Annotated in this window: 21 protein-coding genes; 8 read left to right on the top strand and 13 right to left on the bottom strand. The window is 66.5% G+C overall.

Annotation, left to right across the window (positions count from 1 at the left end):
* Positions 1 to 8: 8 nt before the first annotated feature.
* Complete coding sequence (locus tag FHT98_RS13145) at positions 9 to 1,115, top strand: siderophore-interacting protein (RefSeq protein ID WP_185745146.1); 1,107 nt, start codon at positions 9 to 11, stop codon at positions 1,113 to 1,115.
* On the opposite strand, the gene tam is transcribed toward FHT98_RS13145, so the two are convergent.
* The 9 genes from tam to FHT98_RS13100 all read right to left on the bottom strand — a co-directional run bounded on the left by tam (position 1,116) and on the right by FHT98_RS13100 (position 9,283).
* On the bottom strand, positions 1,116 to 1,901 hold the full coding sequence (gene tam, locus FHT98_RS13140) for a trans-aconitate 2-methyltransferase (protein ID WP_142114303.1): 786 nt from the start codon (positions 1,899 to 1,901) through the stop codon (positions 1,116 to 1,118).
* A 53-nt stretch (positions 1,902 to 1,954) separates the two neighbouring features.
* The gene (locus FHT98_RS13135) at positions 1,955 to 2,749 is read right to left on the bottom strand and encodes a class I SAM-dependent methyltransferase (protein WP_142114302.1); all 795 of its coding nucleotides are present in this window, start codon (positions 2,747 to 2,749) and stop codon (positions 1,955 to 1,957) included.
* A gap of 3 nt (positions 2,750 to 2,752) precedes the next feature.
* On the bottom strand, positions 2,753 to 3,538 hold the full coding sequence (locus FHT98_RS13130) for an ABC transporter ATP-binding protein (RefSeq protein ID WP_142114301.1): 786 nt from the start codon (positions 3,536 to 3,538) through the stop codon (positions 2,753 to 2,755).
* A gap of 3 nt (positions 3,539 to 3,541) precedes the next feature.
* Positions 3,542 to 4,603 carry a FecCD family ABC transporter permease gene (locus FHT98_RS13125; protein ID WP_210244366.1) on the bottom strand — a complete coding sequence of 354 codons (1,062 nt, stop codon included), beginning with the start codon at positions 4,601 to 4,603 and terminating at the stop codon, positions 3,542 to 3,544.
* 17 nt (positions 4,604 to 4,620) lie between these two features.
* Positions 4,621 to 5,757 carry an ABC transporter substrate-binding protein gene (locus FHT98_RS13120; protein ID WP_061970905.1) on the bottom strand — a complete coding sequence of 379 codons (1,137 nt, stop codon included), beginning with the start codon at positions 5,755 to 5,757 and terminating at the stop codon, positions 4,621 to 4,623.
* Between the two features lie 111 nt (positions 5,758 to 5,868).
* A complete protein-coding gene (locus FHT98_RS13115) occupies positions 5,869 to 6,966 on the bottom strand; it encodes a phosphotransferase family protein (protein ID WP_142114300.1) in 1,098 nt (365 codons plus the stop codon).
* Positions 6,967 to 6,970: 4 nt separating this feature from the next.
* Complete coding sequence (locus FHT98_RS13110) at positions 6,971 to 8,188, bottom strand: acyl-CoA dehydrogenase family protein (protein ID WP_142114299.1); 1,218 nt, start codon at positions 8,186 to 8,188, stop codon at positions 6,971 to 6,973.
* An 8-nt stretch (positions 8,189 to 8,196) separates the two neighbouring features.
* Positions 8,197 to 8,943, bottom strand: a complete 747-nt coding sequence (locus FHT98_RS13105) for an SDR family NAD(P)-dependent oxidoreductase (protein ID WP_142114298.1) — start codon at positions 8,941 to 8,943, stop codon at positions 8,197 to 8,199.
* Between the two features lie 133 nt (positions 8,944 to 9,076).
* A complete protein-coding gene (locus tag FHT98_RS13100) occupies positions 9,077 to 9,283 on the bottom strand; it encodes a CsbD family protein (RefSeq protein ID WP_047573131.1) in 207 nt (68 codons plus the stop codon).
* A 134-nt stretch (positions 9,284 to 9,417) separates the two neighbouring features.
* Between FHT98_RS13100 and FHT98_RS13095 the strand changes: the two genes are divergently transcribed.
* Together FHT98_RS13095 and FHT98_RS13090 are read left to right on the top strand one after the other, a co-directional pair.
* A complete protein-coding gene (locus FHT98_RS13095; RefSeq protein WP_142114297.1) occupies positions 9,418 to 9,759 on the top strand; it encodes a hypothetical protein in 342 nt (113 codons plus the stop codon).
* Positions 9,760 to 9,850: 91 nt separating this feature from the next.
* Positions 9,851 to 10,186: a GIY-YIG nuclease family protein gene (locus FHT98_RS13090; RefSeq protein ID WP_142114296.1), complete on the top strand. Its 336-nt coding sequence runs from the start codon at positions 9,851 to 9,853 to the stop codon at positions 10,184 to 10,186.
* Positions 10,187 to 10,217: 31 nt separating this feature from the next.
* On the opposite strand, the gene lepA is transcribed toward FHT98_RS13090, so the two are convergent.
* Positions 10,218 to 12,023, bottom strand: coding sequence for a translation elongation factor 4 (gene lepA / locus FHT98_RS13085; RefSeq protein WP_091857385.1), 1,806 nt, complete (start codon positions 12,021 to 12,023; stop codon positions 10,218 to 10,220).
* 106 nt (positions 12,024 to 12,129) lie between these two features.
* Here lepA and FHT98_RS13080 point away from each other — a divergent pair, with 106 nt between their 5' ends.
* Complete coding sequence (locus FHT98_RS13080; protein WP_142114295.1) at positions 12,130 to 12,729, top strand: helix-turn-helix domain-containing protein; 600 nt, start codon at positions 12,130 to 12,132, stop codon at positions 12,727 to 12,729.
* Positions 12,726 to 13,262, top strand: a complete 537-nt coding sequence (locus tag FHT98_RS13075) for a GNAT family N-acetyltransferase (protein WP_142114294.1) — start codon at positions 12,726 to 12,728, stop codon at positions 13,260 to 13,262. The genes FHT98_RS13080 and FHT98_RS13075 overlap by 4 nt, the downstream gene beginning before the upstream one ends.
* A gap of 3 nt (positions 13,263 to 13,265) precedes the next feature.
* Here the strand turns inward: FHT98_RS13075 and FHT98_RS13070 are convergent, their stop codons facing one another.
* Both FHT98_RS13070 and hrcA read right to left on the bottom strand, forming a co-directional pair.
* On the bottom strand, positions 13,266 to 13,514 hold the full coding sequence (locus FHT98_RS13070) for a DUF3297 family protein (RefSeq protein ID WP_061970923.1): 249 nt from the start codon (positions 13,512 to 13,514) through the stop codon (positions 13,266 to 13,268).
* Positions 13,515 to 13,602: 88 nt separating this feature from the next.
* The gene (hrcA, locus tag FHT98_RS13065) at positions 13,603 to 14,688 is read right to left on the bottom strand and encodes a heat-inducible transcriptional repressor HrcA (RefSeq protein ID WP_091857388.1); all 1,086 of its coding nucleotides are present in this window, start codon (positions 14,686 to 14,688) and stop codon (positions 13,603 to 13,605) included.
* A 144-nt stretch (positions 14,689 to 14,832) separates the two neighbouring features.
* On the opposite strand from hrcA, the gene rph reads away from it, so the two are divergent.
* The 3 genes from rph to hemW are packed head-to-tail and all read left to right on the top strand — an operon-like array spanning position 14,833 to position 17,395.
* Complete coding sequence (gene rph, locus FHT98_RS13060) at positions 14,833 to 15,549, top strand: ribonuclease PH (protein ID WP_113584184.1); 717 nt, start codon at positions 14,833 to 14,835, stop codon at positions 15,547 to 15,549.
* Positions 15,550 to 15,551: 2 nt separating this feature from the next.
* Entirely contained in the window at positions 15,552 to 16,199 is a 648-nt protein-coding gene (rdgB, locus tag FHT98_RS13055) for an RdgB/HAM1 family non-canonical purine NTP pyrophosphatase (RefSeq protein ID WP_142114293.1), read from the top strand.
* Positions 16,196 to 17,395 carry a radical SAM family heme chaperone HemW gene (hemW, locus tag FHT98_RS13050; RefSeq protein ID WP_142114292.1) on the top strand — a complete coding sequence of 400 codons (1,200 nt, stop codon included), beginning with the start codon at positions 16,196 to 16,198 and terminating at the stop codon, positions 17,393 to 17,395. Before rdgB ends, hemW begins: the two co-directional genes overlap by 4 nt.
* Positions 17,396 to 17,510: 115 nt before the next feature.
* Here the strand turns inward: hemW and FHT98_RS13045 are convergent, their stop codons facing one another.
* Positions 17,511 to 18,590: a sn-glycerol-3-phosphate import ATP-binding protein UgpC gene (locus FHT98_RS13045; protein WP_142114291.1), complete on the bottom strand. Its 1,080-nt coding sequence runs from the start codon at positions 18,588 to 18,590 to the stop codon at positions 17,511 to 17,513.

The raw sequence follows: 18,590 nt of genomic DNA, 5'->3' as shown, positions 1-18,590 counted from the left end.
AGACGACCATGCTGGCCACCTCGACCCGGATCACGCTCGCCAACCCGGCGGGCGTCCTGAAGCCGCTCTGCGAGCATCTCGTCGAGCATGAGGCCGTCATCACGGAACAGGGCGACACGACGCTCATCGCGCTCGATGGTAGCCACGCGCGGATCGAACTCACGACAGCCGCGCTCGATGTCCATGTCGAGGCGCCGGACCTCTCCACCCTGCTCGGCATGAAACGCGCCATCGCCAGCCATGTCATCGAATTCGCCCCGAAGGACACCACGCCGGAGATACGCTGGACCGGCGACGGCACCGGCCCCGCCCTGCCGCCAGAATTCCGCATCCTGACCGTCACCGCCGTCGAACGGATCACGCCGCATATGGCCCGCATCCGCTTCGTGGCTGAGAACCTCGCCCGCTACGACCATATCGACGCGCTGCATGTGCGCCTGTTCATCCCGCCGGTCGGCGTGAACGAGCCGAGCTGGCCGATGGTCGGCGATGACGGTTTGCTGCTGCCCTCCCCGGCCGAGATCCGCCCGCTGGTGCGCAAGTACACCATCCGCGAGATCGACGTCGCCAACGGCACGCTCGCGCTCGATTTCGTGCTGCACGAGGATGCCGGCCCCGGCTCGGCCTTTGCGTTCCGGGCCAAGGCCGGCGACCGGATCGGCATGGCAGGTCCCGGCGGACGCGGGCTAAAGCCGGCCGAGCGCTATGTCTTCCTCGCCGACGAGACCGGTTTGCCCGCCGTCGCACGCATGCTGGAGAACCTGCCGGCGCAGGCCAAGGGGCAGGTCTTCATCGAGGTCGCCGATGCCGGCGAGGAACAGCCCCTGCGCCATCCGGCCGGCATGTCGCTGACCTGGCTGCATCGCGGCGCGGCAGCGCCGGGCAGCCTGCCGCTGCTGCAGGACGCCTTCGCGACGATCGACTGGCCGGCCGACGGGCCCTCGACCTATCTCTGGGCTGCCGCCGAGCATGCGACGTTCAAGGCGATCCGGGCGGCGTCGCGCGGCAAGCTCAGGCCGGAGCGCGACCAGAACCTCGTCGTCAGCTACTGGCGCGCCGGGGCTTCCGACGAGGAGCATGTCGCTGCGAAGAAGGCTGAAGCCGCGAAGGGTTGATCAGCCCTCGCGCACCGCGACCATGAACAGGCGCGGGAAGCGCAGCAGCACCTTGCCGTCGCTCTCGACGGGGTAATGCGGCGCGATGCGCTCGAGATAGCGCGCGATGAAGCCCTGCTGCTCCTCGGCCGACAGGCGGTCGAGATAGGGCTTCAGGCCCGTGCTCTTGAACCATTCGGCGATGGCTTCGAGATTGGCGAGCGCATGGACATAGGTCGTCTGCCAGATATCGACGCGGCAGCCCGCTTCACCAAGCCAACGCCGATAGTCGCCGAAGGAGCCGATCGTGGCGCGCTCGGCCTTGGCGTTCGCGAGCTTCTCCGCCCAGGGACCATCGGCCGCGACCTCGCGCATCGCGACATGGGAGGGCTCGTTGAGGTTGTTCGGCATCTGCACGGCCAGGCAGCCGCCTGATGCCAGCGAGCGCGCCAGACGCGGGAACAACGCGGCATGATCCGGCAGCCATTGCAGCACGGCATTGGCGAAGATCAGGTCATAGCCCGCCGCATTCGACCATGAGTTCACGTCTCCGAGAACGAAGGAGAGGTTCGGCAGGCGCTTGCGCGCCTTCTCCAGCATATCCGGCGAGGAATCGAGGCCCTCATTGATGGCGCCGGGAAAGCGGGCGGCGACCAACTCCGTGCTGTTGCCGGGGCCGCAGCCGAGATCGATGCAGCGCCTGGGCTCGCTCAGCGGCACGCGGGCAAGAAGATCGGCCGGCGGGCGCGTCCGCTCGTCCTCGAAGCGCAGATATTGCGCGGCGTCCCAATCCGGCTTGGCGTTCATCGCTCGCTCCTGTCGCGCAGCGCCGACTCAGGAAGCAGCGCTGTGCGTCTCTTCTAGCGCGAAACGGCGGCGTCGGCAGGCTTGCGCGCCAGAAGGGCAAAACGGGTCGAAGAAGCCAGCCTGATCGCGTCATGCAAGGGCGCCGCGCGCTGCTGCTCGCGCACGACCTGGATGTAGTCGGCCGGAACGATGTCGGTGAAGCCGGCTGCCGTCAGCATCGCTTCGAGCTGCTGCCGGCTCAGGCCATCCTTGAAATAGAAGCGGCTGGTGATCGAGGCATGGGTATCGGCGTCGATCTGGTGGACGGCCGCGCCGCGCTTCGCGCGCAGCCAGGTGCCGAAGCGATTGACCAGCGCCTGCCAGCGCGTGCGGTTGACCCAGTCGCCGTCGATGATCAGCAGGCGCCCGCCGGGACGCAGGACACGGAACCATTCGCTGAGCGCCGCCTCCGGATCGGTCAGGGTCCAGACGAGGTGGCGGGTGATCGCCGCGTCATAGCTCGCGTCTTCATCGAGCAGGCGCTCGGCATCGCCGAGGCGGAAGCGGGCAGCCTTGCCATGCTTGGCGCGGGCGCGCTCCAGCATCGCCTCGGAGAAATCGAGCGCGGTGACGCGGTGCTTCAGCGAGAGCAGGGCACGCGTAATCTCGCCGGTTCCGCAGGCGAGGTCGAGCACGTCGAGCGGCTGCGACCCGAAGGAATCGCCGATCAGGCGCTGAAAGGCCTTCAGCTCGCGGTCCGACTTGATCGCGTGGCCGAAGGAGAGATCGAAGCTCTCGGCCCGCGCCGACCAGTAGGCGCGGATCTCTTCCTTCAGGGTGAAATTGTCGTGCGTTGAGGGAGCGGACATGACTCAGTGAACCTGGATATAGGGCTCGACCAGAAGCGTGCCCCGGGCCGAATGCTCCAGATGCACGCCGACGGCATATGTCTCCGAGACCGCCTCATGCGCAAGCACCTCGGCGGGCGCGCCGGCCTGCGCGATGCGCCCGGCATTCATCACCAGCACCCGGTCGGCGAAGCGCGCCGCGAGCGAGAGATCGTGGATCGCGACGACCGTGACGATGTCGCGTCGACGCGTCGCCTCGCGGATCGTCGCCATGACGTCGAGCTGGCGGCGGACGTCGAGGGCACTGGTCGGCTCATCGAGCAGGAGCACGTCGGGCTCGCGCACCAGCGCCTGGCCGATCGCGGCGAGCTGGCGCTGGCCGCCCGAGAGCGTGGCGATATCGCGCGAGGCGAAGGGCGCAAGGCCGAGCTCCTCGATCACGGCCTCGACGGCGCGCATATCCTCGGGCGAGGCCGCGAGCGCATAGCCGCGATGCAGGCTTTTGCGCGCCAGCAGGATGATGTCGAAGACCGAGAGCGCGACGCGCGCGCCGGTATCCTGCGCGAGATAGAAGACCTTGCACGCCCGCTCACGCTGCGAGAGCTGCGAGAGGTCATGGCCGTCGAGCGCGACCGTGCCGCGCTCGGCCCGCAGCAGGCCGGCGGCGCAGCGGAACAAGGTCGACTTGCCGGAGCCGTTGGGGCCGACCAGCGCAGCGAGCTCGCCGCGCGGCAAGGCCTGAGTGCCCAGCCCCTGCAGGATCGGTGTCGCACCATAGCGGAAATCGAGGTCGCGAATCTGCAAAGCCATGGCTCAGACTCCCCTGCCGCGGATCGACATCACCAGGCTGATGAAGAAGGGCACGCCGATCAGCGCGGTGATGATGCCGATCGGATAGATCACGCCCGGCGTGATCACCTTCGAGACGGTCGAGGCGAGCGAGAGCAGCACGGCGCTGGCGATCGTCGCCGTCGGCAGGAAGAAGCGCTGGTCCTCGCCGACGAGCAGCCGCGCGATATGCGGGCCGACGAGGCCGATGAAGCCGATACCGCCGACGAAGGAGACCGAGACCGCCGCCAGCAGCGAGGTCGCGATCAGGATTTCCAGCCGCAGCCGGTCGACGCGAACGCCGAGGCTCTCGGCGCGCTCGTCGCCGAGGCGCAGCGCCGTCAGCGCCCAGCCGCGCATCAGGAAGAACGGCAAGGCGAGCGCGATCAGCAGCGCGGCGACGCCGACCTTCTCCCAGCTCGCGCGGGCGAGGCTGCCCAGCGTCCAGAACACGATCTGGGTGAGCTGCACCTCGTTGGAGCGGTATTGCAGCAAAGCGGTGATGGCGTTGCAGGTGAAGAGCAGGGCGATGCCGACCAGGATCATCGTCTCGGGGCTGACGCCGCGCAGCTTGGTCATGAAGAACAGCACGAGCGAGGCGGCCAGCGCGAAGATGAAGGCATTGACCGTCACGATATAAGGGCCGGCGCCGGGGATGACGCTCCAGCCGAAGACGATCGCCACGGAGGCGCCGACCGTCGCGGCGGCGGAGACGCCGAGCGTGAAGGGATCGGCCAGCGGATTGGCGAGGATGGTCTGCATGCCGGCGCCGCTTAAGCCCAGCATGGCGCCGACCGCCATCGCCATCAGCGCGATCGGCAGGCGCAAATCCCAGACGATGACGGAGAGCCGCGGCGCCGCCGATTGCGGATCCACCAGCGTACGCAGGACATCGCCGAGCGGGAGATTGCCCGGCCCGATCGAGACATCGAGCGCCAGCGCGACGGCGAGCGCGACGACGCCGATGAGGACGAGCTTCAGCCGGCGCGCATTGCGCCGGCGATAGTCCCCGGTGGCGGTTGCCGTCATGGGCAGGGTCGCGGTCATCGTCGCTCAGGCCGCCGTCACTGGAGCCTGGCCCAGAACACGCCGGAATAGGAGATCGGCAGGAATTTTTCGTGGAATTCCTTGAAGACCGCCTCCGGATCGACGTCCTTGAACCGGTCCGGATAGAACTCCTTCGCCATGGCGAGTTCGGCGATGAAGTAATAGGGCATGTCGTAGAACTGATGGTAGAAGGCCATCACCTTCTTGCCCTGCACCGCCTTGAGCTGCTGGAAGCCCGGGCGGTTCATCAGCGCCACCAGTTGCTTCTGCACCTGCTCCGGCGTCGCGTCATAGCCGAGAGCGACCGCGCTGCTGCCGGGATTGCTGCCGTACCAGTTGGCGCCGGTGAGGAAATAGACGTCCGGATTGTCGGCGAGCACCTTTTCCTGCGCGGCCTGCGCCTGGAAGGCCGAGAAGAACTGGCTGCCCCAGTTGCGGCCGCCGGCCTCCTCGATGTAGCGGCCGAAATTGAACGGGCCGAAGGTGGCGCAGCACGGAAGCAGGCCGGCAGCGCGCTCGACGAAGACCATCGGCTTCTGCTTGTCGGGGATCGAACCGACGCGGGCATAGATGCTACGGGTCTGGCGCAGATAGTAATCAGCGAAGGCGTTCGCCTCCTTCTCGCGGCCGAGGATGCGGCCCAGCAGCTGCACGCTCGGCAGCACGTTCTGAGTCGGGTCCTGGCGGAAATCGACGAAGACGGTGGTGATGCCGGCCTTCTCGAGCTTGGCGAGCAGCCCCGTCTCCTGCGCCTTGAAGTAGTTTGAGAGGTCGAGGATGTAGACCTCGGTGCCGAGCGAGGCGATCTTCTCCATGCTGACATCGGCGGCATAGGGGTTGCCCATGTTGGCGATGTCCTTCGCCTTCGGGAATTTGGCGAGGTATTTTGCCCAAGCGCCCGGATCGTTCTCGATCAGGTCGTTGCCCCAGCCGACGACGCGCTTGAACGGGTCCTCGCGGTCCAGCATCGCCAGCGTATAAAGCTGGCGGCCCTCGCTGAGCACGATCTTCTGGGGATCGCGGGTGACGTTGACGACGCGACCGGCGAGATCGGTGACCTCGATCGTTTCGGCAGCGGCGGCACCCGCAAACAACACGGACGCGCCGAACAGGACGGCAGAAGACAGACGGGCAAGCCAAAGGGGAGCGGGCATCGGAAGAGCATCCTGCCGGGGAAGATGCCCTCGCGCTAACACAGCCCGTCTTGGGACGGCAAAGTAATTCTGCTTGTTTTGAATCGATCTAAATTAGATCTATTCTAGAACTCATTGAGAGTGACATCGGGCTTTGAAGACGACGCTCTTGGGAATCCTATCATCGTCTTGCTCAACCGAGGCGTTCCGGCCCTCCATCGCCTCGCGCGCCCGCACTGCGAAACGCCGGGCGAGCGGCGCGACCTCGGCCGCGTTGGCGGCCGAAGCCGTGCCGGCGCGGACCCGGTCGGCGATGCCAACGAAGATCACCGCGAAGCGGAACAGCGCGAAGACGAGATGGAAGCGCAGGAGCGGCGCCGTCGGCACGGCATGCTCGTAGTAGTGCGCAAGGAATTCGGCCTCGGCGGGAATGCCGAGCGCGGCACGGTCGAGCCCGAGGATGCCGCCATATTCGTCGGGCGCCGTGTGCCAGGGCATGGCGCAATAGCCGAGATCGGCGAGCGGGTGACCGAGCGTCGACAATTCCCAATCGAGGATGCCGATCACTTCGGGCTTCTCGGGATGGAAGAGCAGGTTGCCGAGCCTGAAATCGCCATGGGCGATCGAGACCTGGCCGTCATCATCAGGCAGATGCGCCGGCAGCCAATCGGCAACGGCGTCGAGATCAGGGATCGGATCGCCCGGCGATTCCCGGAGCTGCTTGGTCCACCGCGCGATCTGGCGCTCGAAATAATTGCCCGGCCGACCGAAATCACCGAGGCCGACCTCATCGGGTCGGACGGCATGCAGCTTCGCCAGCGCCTCGGCCATGCCGAGATAGAGACCATGACGCTCGGCCGGCTCCAGCCCCGGCAGCGCGCAATCATGGAAAACCCGGCCTTCCAATCGCTCCATCAGGTAGAAAGGCGTGCCGAGTGGCTCGGGATCGACATGGAAGAGCACGGCGCGCGGCACCGGCACGTTCGTCTTCGACAACGCCTCGAGCACGCGGAACTCGCGGTCGATCGCATGGGCACCGCGCAAGATCGGCCCGGCCGGCTGCTTGCGCAGAACGAGGCGGCGCGTCCCCCAATCGACGAAATAGGTCGGGTTGGACTGGCCGCCGCCGATGCGTTCGAGGGCAAGCTCGCCAGCCCCGAAGCGCTCCCGCAGGAGGTTCTCCAGGGCGGCCGGATCAAAATCGACAGTGGAAAGCGCCGGCGCTGCCATCGCCTCAGCCCTGCGCCTCACCGGCCACGGGCCAATGCCAGAAATCCCGGCCCTCCTGCGTCAGGAAGCGGTTCAACACCATCTTGTGGACCTCGTCGGCGCCATCGACCAATCGTGCCTGACGGGCATAGCGGTAGATCCACTCCAGCACGGTGTCCTTGGAATAGCCGCGCGCGCCATTGACCTGGATCGCGACATCGGCGGCATCGTGCAGGACGTTCGCGACCTGGACCTTGGCCATCGAGACCTCCTTGCGGGCGAAGCCGCCGCGATCAAGCTCCCACGCCGCCTTCATCACCAACAGGCGGCCGATCTCGATGCGCATCGCGAGGTCGCCGAGCTTGAGCTGGATGCTCTCGCGATCGGCGAGGCGCTGGCCGAAGCCGTAGCGCTCGGCGGCATAGGCCTGGGCGATCTCGATGCAGCGCTTGGAGAGGCCGAGCCAGCGCATGCAATGAGTCAGACGCGCCGGCCCCAGCCGAACCTGCGTCACCTTCATGCCCTTGCCCTCGCCGGCGAGCACGCTCTCGACGGGGATTTCCAGCCCGTCGAATTCGATCTCGCAATGGCCGCCATGCTCCTCCGGCCCCATGATCTCGATGCGGCGCAGGATGCGCCAGCCCGGCTGATCGGCATGGAAGAGGAAGGCGGTGAGGCCGTTGCGCGGATCGTCCGAGGTGCGCGCGACGAGGATGAAGTGCTTCGCTTCCTCCGCGCCGGTGATGAACCATTTGCGACCGCTGATCACATACTTGTCGCCGCGCCGCTCGGCCTTCGTCAGGATCATCGAGGGATCGGAGCCGCCGCCCGGATGCGGCTCGGTCATGGCGAAGGCAGAGCGGACCCTGCCCTCGACGATCGGCTTCAGCCAACGCTCCTTCTGCTCGGGCGTGCCGAGCGCTTCCAGCACCATCATGTTGCCGTCATCGGGCGCGGCCGAGTTGAACACGACCGGACCGAAGATCGAGCGGTTCATCTCCTCGTAAGCGACCGCCATGCCCACCTTGCCGAGGCCGGCACCGCCGGTCTCCGGCTTGAGCTGCAGGCACCACAAACCTGCGGCGCGAGCCTTGGCCCGCATCGTGTCGAGCAAAGGCAACGCGATGTTGCCATGGGCGTCGTAGGAAGCCTGGTCGGCTTCGAGCGGCAGGATCTCGCGCTCGACGAAGGCCGCGATGCGCGCGCGATAATCCTCGATGCGGGGGGAAATCTCGAAATCCATGGCGGTGCTCACAGGGACGAAACGAGGTGGCCGCCATCGACCTCGATGGTGGAGCCGGTGATGTAGCTGCCGGCGCTCGACGCAAGCAGCAGCAGGGCGCCGTCGAGCTCCTCCGGCTGTCCGAGCCTGCGCTGCGGGATGCGCTTGATCAGCTGCAGCCCGGCTTCGGTCGCGAAGAAATCGCGGTTGATGTCGGTCTCGATATAGCCGGGGCAGAGCGCGTTGACGCGGATACGATCGCGCGCCCATTCGAGCGCGAGCGCCTTGGTCAACTGGATCACGCCCGCCTTCGAGGCCGCATAGGCGCTGACGCCGCCAGCGACGCGATGGCCGAGGATCGAGGCGATATTGACGATTGTGCCGCCGGTGCCGCTCTCGCGCATGCCGCGCCCCACCGCCTGAGCGACGAGGAAGACGCCCTTCAGATTGGTGTCGAGCACCGCATCCCACGCCGCTTCGGAGAGATCAGCGGCCGGCCCGGCACCGCTGACGCCGGCATTGTTGATCAGGATGTCGAAATGCCGGCCCGCGAGCGCCTCCGCGACCGAGGCAGCGTCAGCCACGTCAAGCACAAGGCCTTTCGCGCTGCCGCCCGCCCTGGCGATCTCCGCGCCCGCCTCATCCAGGGCGGATTGCCGGCGGGCCGCCAGCGTGACCTCCACACCATGATGCGCGAGCAGCCTGGCGAAATGCAGCCCCAGCCCACCGGACGCACCTGTCACCAGGGCCGTCTTCCCCGAAAGATCCTCGAACATCAGGCATCCCGCTTCGAACAGCCGTAACTGTCGGCCGGTTGTCGGCCGCGATCAAGGCGCCCGCCATGCAAAAAGCCCGACGCATCGCGCCGGGCTTCTGCCAATTCATGATGGCCGATCGACGGCCGCCCCGTCACTGCCAGGTCTGGCGGCCGTACCAGGCATCGACATCGCTGCGGGCCTTGTCCTTGGCGAGGCCGTAGCGCTCCTGGATCTTGCCTTCGAGCTGGTCGCGCTTGCCGGCGATGACGTCGAGATCGTCATCGGTCAGCTTGCCCCACTGCTCCTTGACCTTGCCCTTGAGCTGCTTCCAGTTTCCTTCGACGCGGTTCCAGTCCATCGGGACCTCCTCATGCGAGTGTGGATTCGAGAAAACAACGCGCCAGCGGCGCGATTGTTCACCGATCGCCTCATCAGAACAGCGGATGCGCGGCAGAACGGACGCGATCGATGATGAAGCGAAGGAGATGATCCATGCGCTTCCTCATCGAGACTTCGCTGGCCGCAACGCTTGCGGGCGGGCTCGCTCCGGCAGCGGCCCAATCCCAGCGGCAGCAGAACGTCATGACCCATATCGGGCGCGCCGTGGCGCTCAACAACAAGTGCCCGGCGCTCAAGCCCAACAACCTGATCATCGGCATGGTGACACGCCAGCACGGCATCGCCATGAACCGCGCGCCTTATAGCGACATCATCGTCGCCAAGGGCGCGGAGTACGCCCGCGAGATCGCAGCCCTTGATCAGCAGGCGGCCTGCGATCTCGGGCGGAAGCTCTATGGCCCGCAGGGCGAGAAGGTGCCGAATTTCCTGCGCTGAAGCGGCACATTAAATTACCCGGATAAAATTCTTGCCTTATTAAAACCCGGGCATTATTGAGCACCCATCACGAACGAGATGGGTTGAACCGATGCAGATGGCGGACAGGAAGGCGGCCACAGCCGCCTACAAGGAGCGGAAAACGGTGGCGGGCATCTTCGCTTTCCGCTGCGAGGCCGCCGGGCTGACATGGGTCGGGCGGGCGCCCGATCTCGCGACGATAGAGAACCGACTGCGCTTCACCTTGCGGCATGGCAGTCACCGCCAGCGCTCCTTGCAGGCCGCCTGGAACGCAAATGGCCCCGAGGCTTTCCGCTTCGAGGCGCTCGAAAGGCTGGAAGACGAGGACATCGCCTATGTGCTGGATCGCGTGCTGAAGGAGCGCCTCGCCCATTGGCAGGCGAAGCTCGGCGCCGAGGCGCTCTAGGCAGCGAAATGAAGCGGTGCTGGCGCGCCGCTCAATCGTCCATCTTGAGGGCGGCGATGAAGGCTTCCTGCGGGATTTCGACCTTGCCGAACTGCCGCATCTTCTTCTTGCCTTCCTTCTGCTTCTCCAGAAGCTTGCGCTTTCGGGTCGCGTCGCCGCCATAGCACTTGGCGGTCACGTCCTTGCGCAGCGCCCGGATGGTCTCGCGGGCGATGATCTTGCCTCCGATCGCGGCCTGGACCGGGATCTGGAACATATGCGGCGGGATCAGGTCCTTGAGCTTCTCGCACATGGCACGGCCACGGGCATCGGCGCGCGAGCGATGGACCAGCATCGAAAGCGCATCGACCGGCTCGGCATTGACCAGGATCGACATGCGCACGAGATCGCCTTCGCGATAATCGGTGATCGCATAGTCGAAGGAGGCGTAGCCCTTCGAGATCGACTTGAGCCGATCGTAGAAATCGAACACGACCTCGTTCAGCGGCAGGTCGTAGACGACCTTGGCGCGCGAGCCGACATAGGACAGGTCGGTCTGGATGCCGCGGCGATCCTGGCAGAGCTTCAGGACGGAACCGAGATACTCGTCGGGCGTGAAGATCGTCGCCTTGATCCAGGGCTCCTCGATGAATTCGATCTTCATCACGTCCGGCATGTCGGCCGGGTTGTGCAGCTCCAGCGTCGAGCCATCGCGCAGCTTGAGATGGTAGACCACCGACGGCGCGGTCGAGATCAGGTTGAGGTTGAACTCGCGCTCCAGCCGCTCCTGGATGATCTCCAGATGCAGCAGCCCGAGGAAGCCGCAGCGGAAACCGAAGCCGAGCGCGGCCGAGGTCTCCATCTCGTAGGAGAACGAAGCATCGTTCAGCCGCAGTCGGCTCATCGCGGCGCGCAGCACCTCGAAATCGGCGGCGTCGACCGGGAAGATGCCGCAGAACACCACCGGCTGCACCGGCTTGAAGCCCGGCAGCGGTTCGGCGATCGGCTTCTTCTCATCGGTGATGGTGTCGCCGACGGCGGTATCCGCGACTTCCTTGATCGAGGCGGTGAAGAAGCCGACCTCGCCGGGGCCGAGCTGCTTGACCTCGGTCATCTTGGGCTTGAACACGCCGACGCGATCGACGCCATAGGAGGCGTTGGCCCGCATCATCCGGATCGTCATGCCCTTCTTGAGCACGCCATCGATGACGCGCACGAGCACGACGACGCCGAGATAGGCGTCGTACCATGAGTCGACCAGCAGGCACTTGAGCGGCGCATCGGGATCGCCCTTCGGCGCCGGCAGCTTCTCGACGATCGCCTCCAGCACGCCCTCGATATTGAGGCCGGTCTTGGCCGAGATCGGCACGGCCTCGGAGGCATCGAGCCCGATCACGTCCTCGATCTGCTGCTTGATACGCTCCGGCTCCGCGGCCGGCAGGTCGATCTTGTTGAGGACGGTGACGATCTCGTGGTTGGCGTCGAGCGCCTGGTAGACGTTGGCGAGCGTCTGTGCCTCGACGCCCTGCGAGGCGTCGACGACCAGGAGCGAGCCTTCGCAGGCCGCGAGCGAGCGCGAGACCTCATAGGCGAAGTCGACATGGCCGGGGGTGTCCATCAGGTTCAGGACATAGTCCTTGCCGTCCTTGGCTCGGTAATCCAGCCGCACCGTCTGCGCCTTGATGGTGATGCCGCGCTCCTTCTCGATATCCATCGAGTCGAGGATCTGGTCGCTCATGTCGCGGGCCGCGACGGTGCCGGTCTGCTGGATCAGACGGTCGGCCAGCGTCGACTTGCCGTGGTCGATATGGGCAACGATCGAGAAGTTGCGGATATTGTCGATGGAACGGGTGCTCATGCGCGCGCCATAGCAGTGATGCTGCGTGGCGCCAAGCGGCTGGCCGCAAAAGGCTCCTTCTATGGCAGCACTTGTAATTCCAATATCTAAGAATTATTCTCTGTTCATGGAGATCGACCACGATGCCGAGATCGACCGGCTGCTCGGACAGCGCCTCAAGGCGGCCCGCCAGCGCCATGGCCTGACGCTCGATGCGCTGGCCGAGCGCAGCGGCGTCAGCCGCGCCATGATCTCGCGCGTCGAGCGCGGCGAATCGAGTCCGACGGCGGCGCTGCTGGTCCGGCTCGGCTCCGGACTCGGCCTCTCGCTCTCGGCGCTGCTGGAAGAGGATGCAGGGAGCGGGCCGCTGGCGCGCCGCGACGCGCAACCGGTCTGGCGCGATCCGGCGAGCGGCTATCTGCGCCGCAACGTCTCGCCACGCGGGACGGGATCAGGCTTCGAGATCGTCGAGGTCGAATTGCCCGGCGGAGCGGAAGTGCGGCTCGACAACGCGACCGGTGCAGCGGCGCTCGACCAGCAGATCTGGGTGCTGCGCGGCCGGCTCGACCTCACCGTTGAAGGCATCCGCCACGAACTGGCCGAGGGCGACTGCCTGCAAATGCACCTGCGCGGCCCGATCATCTACCGCAATCCGGGCGAGGTACCCGTCCGCTATGCCGTCATCCTCGTCGCGGGAAGCGGCGCCTTTCCGGGACATATCGCATGAACGCGAGCGCTTTCACCGTTGCCATCAAGACACTCGACGCCAAGGCTGCCGAAGCCACTATTCCGGCTCTCGCGGAAATCCTGCGTGACAGCGTCGCCAACGGTGCTTCGGTCGGCTTCATGAGGTGGAACACCGCCGCCGACTACGAACGCTTCTGGCGCGATGTCGCGGCGGGCGTCGCGGGCGGACAAGTCATCCTGCTGATTGCCCGAAACGAGGACGGCATCGTCGGCACGGCACAGCTTCACCTGATCGGCAAATCGAACCAGCCGCACCGGGCCGAGATCGCCAAGGTGCTGGTGCATTCGCGCGCGCGGCGGCAGGGCATCGGCGAGGCGCTGATGCAGCGCGCCGAGGCGATCGCGCGGGAGAAGGGTCGCGACCTGCTGGTGCTCGACACCGACGAGCACAGCGCCGCGCGCCGGCTCTATAACCGGCTGGGCTGGACCGAGGCCGGCACCATCCCGCGCTATGCGCTGATGCCGGATGGCGCCGATTGCGGCTCGACGTTTTTCTACAAGAGCCTCGCCTGAAGCTCAGCCCTCGGCGCTGCCGCGGATGTAGGGCTCGACCGGGCCCTTGAGCGTGATCGTCATCGGCCGGCCGAAGCGGTCCTTGGCATTGCCGGCGGAGACCTTCACCCAGCCCTCGGAGACGCAATATTCCTCGACATTGGTCTTCTCGACGCCCTTGAAGCGGATGCCGATGTCACGCGCCAGCACCTCTTCATTGTAGAAGGGGCTGTCCGGATTGACGGAAAGACGGTCGGGAAGCTGCTCGGACATGGCTCGCACCTGAATTGCGGAATATGTTGCTTTGCCCGCTCGATAACCGCTTCCGCCCGCAAAGCCAACTCAGGGACTTGAGGCTGGCTTAGCGGCTGCCGTCGAGCAGCCGCCCGACGACCTTGGCGGTATAATCGACCATCGGAACGATGCGGGCGTAGTTCAGGCGCGTCGGCCCGATGATGCCGACCACGCCGACGATGCGCTGCTCGGCGTCGCGGAAGGGCGCGGCGACCATCGACGAACCTGACATCGAGAACAGCTTGTTCTCCGAGCCGATGAAGATGCGCACGCCGTCGCCATCCTCGGCGCGCGTCAGCAGGTCGATGACATCGGTCTGCGTCTCCAGATCGCCGAACAGCATGCGGATGCGCTCGAGATCCTCCTGCGCCCGGAGATCGTCGAGCAGGTTGGCCTGGCCGCGCACGATGAGATGGCGGTCGCTGCCGGGGCCGGCCTGGGTCGCGATGCCGCTTTCGACGAGCCGGGCCGTCAGTGCGTCGAGCTCGCGCTCCATCAAGGCGCGCTGCCCGCCGATCTCGCCGCGCAGTTCGGCGAGTGTCTTGCCGAGGATGCGGGCGTTCAGGAAATTCGCAGCCTCGCTCAGCGCCGAGGCCGGCAGCCCGGGCGGGAGCGCCAGCAGGCGGTTCTCGACCGTGCCGTCCTCCGAGACGAGCACGACGAGGGCGCGCAGCGGATCGAGCCGGACGAATTCGATATGCTTCAGCCGGACATCGGCCTTGGTGGTGACGACGACGCCGGCGCCGCGCGACAGGCCGGAGAGCAGCGCAGAGGCTTCCGTCAGGGTCTGGTCGAGATTGCGATTGCTGGCAGCGACCCTGATCTGGGCCTCGATGCGCGAGCGTTCGTCCGCGGTGAGATTGCCGACCTCCATCATCGCATCGACGAAGAAGCGCAGCCCCCGCTCGGTGGGCAGGCGACCGGCCGAGGTATGCGGCGCATAGATCAGCCCGGCCAGCTCCAGATCGGTCATGACATTGCGCACCGTCGCCGGCGAGAGCGCCATCGGCAGCAGGCGGGCGATGTTGCGCGAGCCGACGGGCTCGCCCGTCGTCAGATAGCCGTCGACGATCTGGCGAAAGATCTCGCGCGAGCGCTGGTCGGTCTCGACCAGGCCGCTGATCGTCTCGGGGCGGGGCGTATGCGCGCTCATGAACCTTTTTCAGGCGAAATGTCGGTCTCGTCCTATTGTCGTCACGACGGAGGCGCGGATCAAGGGGCAAGCCCCGCCCGCGCCTTGCCGTGCGCGGCGCAAGCGCCTACAAGCCGCCACTTCCCCGCAAGACAGGACAGTTTCATGCGACCCTCCAAACGCGCCGCCGACGAGATGCGCAAGGTCACGCTCGAACGCGGCGTGGTGCGCTATGCCGAGGGGTCCTGCATGGTGACGTTCGGCGAGACCAAGGTGCTCTGCGCCGCGACCGTCGAGGAAAAGGGGCCGCCGTGGCTGCGCGGCACCGGCAAGGGCTGGGTCACCGCCGAATATTCGATGCTGCCGCGCGCCACCCATGAGCGGACGCGCCGCGAGGTCACCTCCGGCAAGCCTTCGGGCCGCACGCAGGAAATCCAGCGCCTGATCGGCCGCTCGTTGCGCGCCGTCGTCGATCTCACCGCGATCGGCGAGCGCCAGATCGTCGTCGATTGCGACGTGCTCCAGGCTGATGGCGGCACGCGCACGGCTTCGATCACCGGCGCTTGGGTCGCGCTGTATGACGCGCTGAAATGGATGGAAGGGCGCGGCCTGCTCAAGGGCACCAACCCGCTCAAGGACCATGTCGCCGCGATCTCCTGCGGCATCGTCGCCGGCAACCCCGTGATCGATCTCGACTATGTCGAGGATTCCGGCGCGCAGACCGACGCGAATTTCGTCATCACGGGCTCCGGAGGCATTGTCGAGGTTCAGGGCACGGCCGAAGGCGCGCCCTTCTCGGAAGAAGAGCTGCTCGCGCTGCTCAAGCTCGCCAAGGGCGGTGTCGCCAAGCTCGTCACGCTGCAGAAGGCGGCGGTGGCCTGAGCATGAGCCCGCATCGCCTCCTCACCGGCAAGGTCGTGATCGCGACCCATAACCAGGGCAAGTTGCGCGAAATGCGCGAGTTGCTGGCGCCCTATGGCATCGAGCTCGTCTCGGCCGGGGAGCTCGGCCTGCCGGAGCCGGTCGAGGATGGCTTCATGTTCTCGGAGAATGCGGCGATCAAGGCGGTCGCTGCGGCGAGCGCCAGCGGGTTGCCGGCGCTCTCCGACGATTCCGGCATCTGCATCGACGCGCTCGACGGCGCGCCCGGCCTGTTCTCGGCCAACTGGGCCGGACCGGGCAAGGATTTCGCCCCCGCGATCGGGCGGGTGCAGATGGAACTCGCCAAGCGCGGCGCGATCACGCCGGACAAGCGCAAGGCGCATTTCGTCTCGGCCCTGGTGATCGCCTGGCCGGACGGGCATCAGGAGCTGTTCGAAGGCCGCGTCTTCGGCACGGTGACCGAGCAGGCGCGTGGCGCGGGCGGCTTCGGCTACGATCCGATCTTCCTGCCCGATGGCCATCACAAGACCTTCGGCGAGATGAGCGCGAACGAGAAGCACGGCATTCCGGCGGATGGTTCGCCCGGCCTGTCGCATCGCGCGCGCGCCTTCCATGAACTCGCCGCCGCCTGCCTGAGGAAGCCGGCGTGAGCGCCCCGGCCGCCCTCGCCGCGCGGCCTTCCACCTCGCATCCGACCGCGGATGCGGGCTTCGCCGTCTATGTGCATTGGCCGTTCTGCCTGGCCAAATGCCCCTATTGCGACTTCAACAGCCATGTGCGGCTGCAGCCGCCGGACCAGCAACGCTATATCGCCGCCTTCCGTCGCGAGATCGCGCATCGCGCCGCGCTGGTACCCGGCCGCACGGTCTCCTCGATCTTCTTCGGCGGCGGCACGCCCTCGCTGATGGAGGGCCGCACGGTCGGCGCGATTCTCGATGCGATCGGCGAGTACTGGACCGTCGACCCCAATTGCGAGGTTTCGCTGGAGGCCAACCCGACCAGCGTCGAGGCCGGGCGCTTCCGCGATTTCCGCGCAGCCGGCGTCAACCGCGTCTCGCTCGGCGTGCAGGCGCTCAACGATACCGATCTCAAGGCGCTGGGCCGGATGCATTCGGCCGAGGAAGCGCTGGCAGCCGTCGCGATCGCGCGGCAATATTTCGAGCGCTATTCCTTCGACCTGATCTATGCCCGCTCACCCTTGCAGACACCGGCCTTGTGGCGCACCGAGCTGGAGCTGGCGATCAGCCATGCGGCCGAGCATCTCTCGCTCTACCAGCTCACGATCGAGCCCGGCACCGCCTTCGAGCGGCTGTTCCGCGCCGGCAAGCTCGCCATTCCCGATCACGATGCGGGTGCAGCGCTCTACGAGACGACGCAGGAGATCACCGCCAGGCACGGCCTGCCGGTCTACGAGATCTCGAACCATGCGCGGCCCGGCGCCGAATGCCGGCACAACCTGGTCTACTGGCACTATGGCGAATACGCCGGCATCGGCCCCGGCGCCCATGGCCGGTTGGTGACGGCTGAGGGCCGCATGGCGCATTCGACCGAGAAGCGGCCGGAAGTCTGGCTGGAACGCGTCGAGGCCGAGGGCCATGCGCTGGTCGAGAACGACCGGCTCAGCGAGGAAGCCCAGGGCGACGAATACCTGCTGATGGGCTTGCGCCTCGTCGAGGGCATCGATCCCCAGGTGTTCAGGGCGCTGGCCGGTCGCGCACTCAACGCCAAGCGCGTCGGTAGCCTGATCGAGCAGAAACTGCTGATGGAACGCGCAGGCGGGCGGCTCGCGGCAACGCCTGATGGCGCGCTCCTGCTCGATGCGCTGGTGGCCGATCTGGCGGCTTGAAGCTTGCCGTCATTCTCGGGCGGAGCGAAGCGCAGACCCGAGAATCTCATGACGAGAAGTAGCCGGTTTCCAAGATGCTCGGGTCAAGCCCGAGCATGACGGCACCCTTGCAGGCTCAGCCCTTCCCCAGCCGCACGCCCGTCTTCGGATCGAAGATGTGGATCTTGTCGGGATCGACGGTGATCCAGAGCCGGCCTTCCTGCGCCGCGACCTCGCCGGTCGCCGCCTGCATCACGAAGGGCTGGCCGGCGAGCTTGCCGTGGAAGAGCTGGGTCGCACCGAGCTCCTCGATGAACTCGACGTCGAAGGGCAGCGAACCGGCCTGGCCTTCGGAGGCGATCTCGACATCCTCGGGGCGTAAGCCCACCTCGACCGGGGCCTGCGCCGCGAGATCCTCGCGCAGATCGCGCACCTCGATGATCGCGTCGCCGAGCGCGACGATGCCGGGGCCGTCGACCATGCCGGGCAGGATATTCATCGGCGGCGAGCCGATGAAGGTCGCGACGAACTTGCTCGCCGGCTTGCGGTAGACCTCGGCGGGCAGGCCGATTTGCTCGACCTGGCCGGCATTCATCACCACAAGCTTGTCGGAGAGCGTCATCGCCTCGACCTGGTCGTGGGTGACGTAGATCGCGGTGACGCCCAGCGCGCGCTGGAGCTTCTTGATCTCGACACGCATCTGCACGCGCAGCTTGGCGTCGAGGTTCGAGAGCGGCTCGTCGAAAAGGAAGACCTGCGGCTTGCGCACGATGGCGCGGCCCATGGCGACGCGTTGGCGCTGGCCGCCGGAGAGCTGGCGCGGCCGGCGCTCGAGGAAGGGCTCGATCGCCAGGATGCGGGCGGCTTCCCGCACGCGCTTGTCGATCTCGTCCTTCGGCGTGCCGCGATTGCGCAGGCCATAGGCCATGTTGTCGTAGATGTTCATATGCGGGTAGAGCGCATAGTTCTGGAACACCATGGCGATGTCGCGGTCGGCCGGCTCGATCTCGTTGACGACGCGGCTGCCGATCGACACCTCGCCCGACGAGATCGTCTCCAGTCCGGCGACCATGCGCAGCAGCGTGGACTTGCCGCAGCCGGAGGGGCCGACGAGCACGCAGAAGCCGCCGTCGGGGATGTCGAACGAGACGCCCTTCACGGCCTCGACGCCGCCGGCATAGACCTTCTTGACGTTGGTGAGGGTGACCTGAGCCAT

Source organism: Allobosea sp. AK1 (assembly GCF_006714945.1).
In the GTDB taxonomy this organism is placed as follows: Bacteria; Pseudomonadota; Alphaproteobacteria; order Rhizobiales; family Beijerinckiaceae; genus Allobosea; species Allobosea robiniae.
This window is presented reverse-complemented; position numbering and strand designations above follow the sequence as displayed.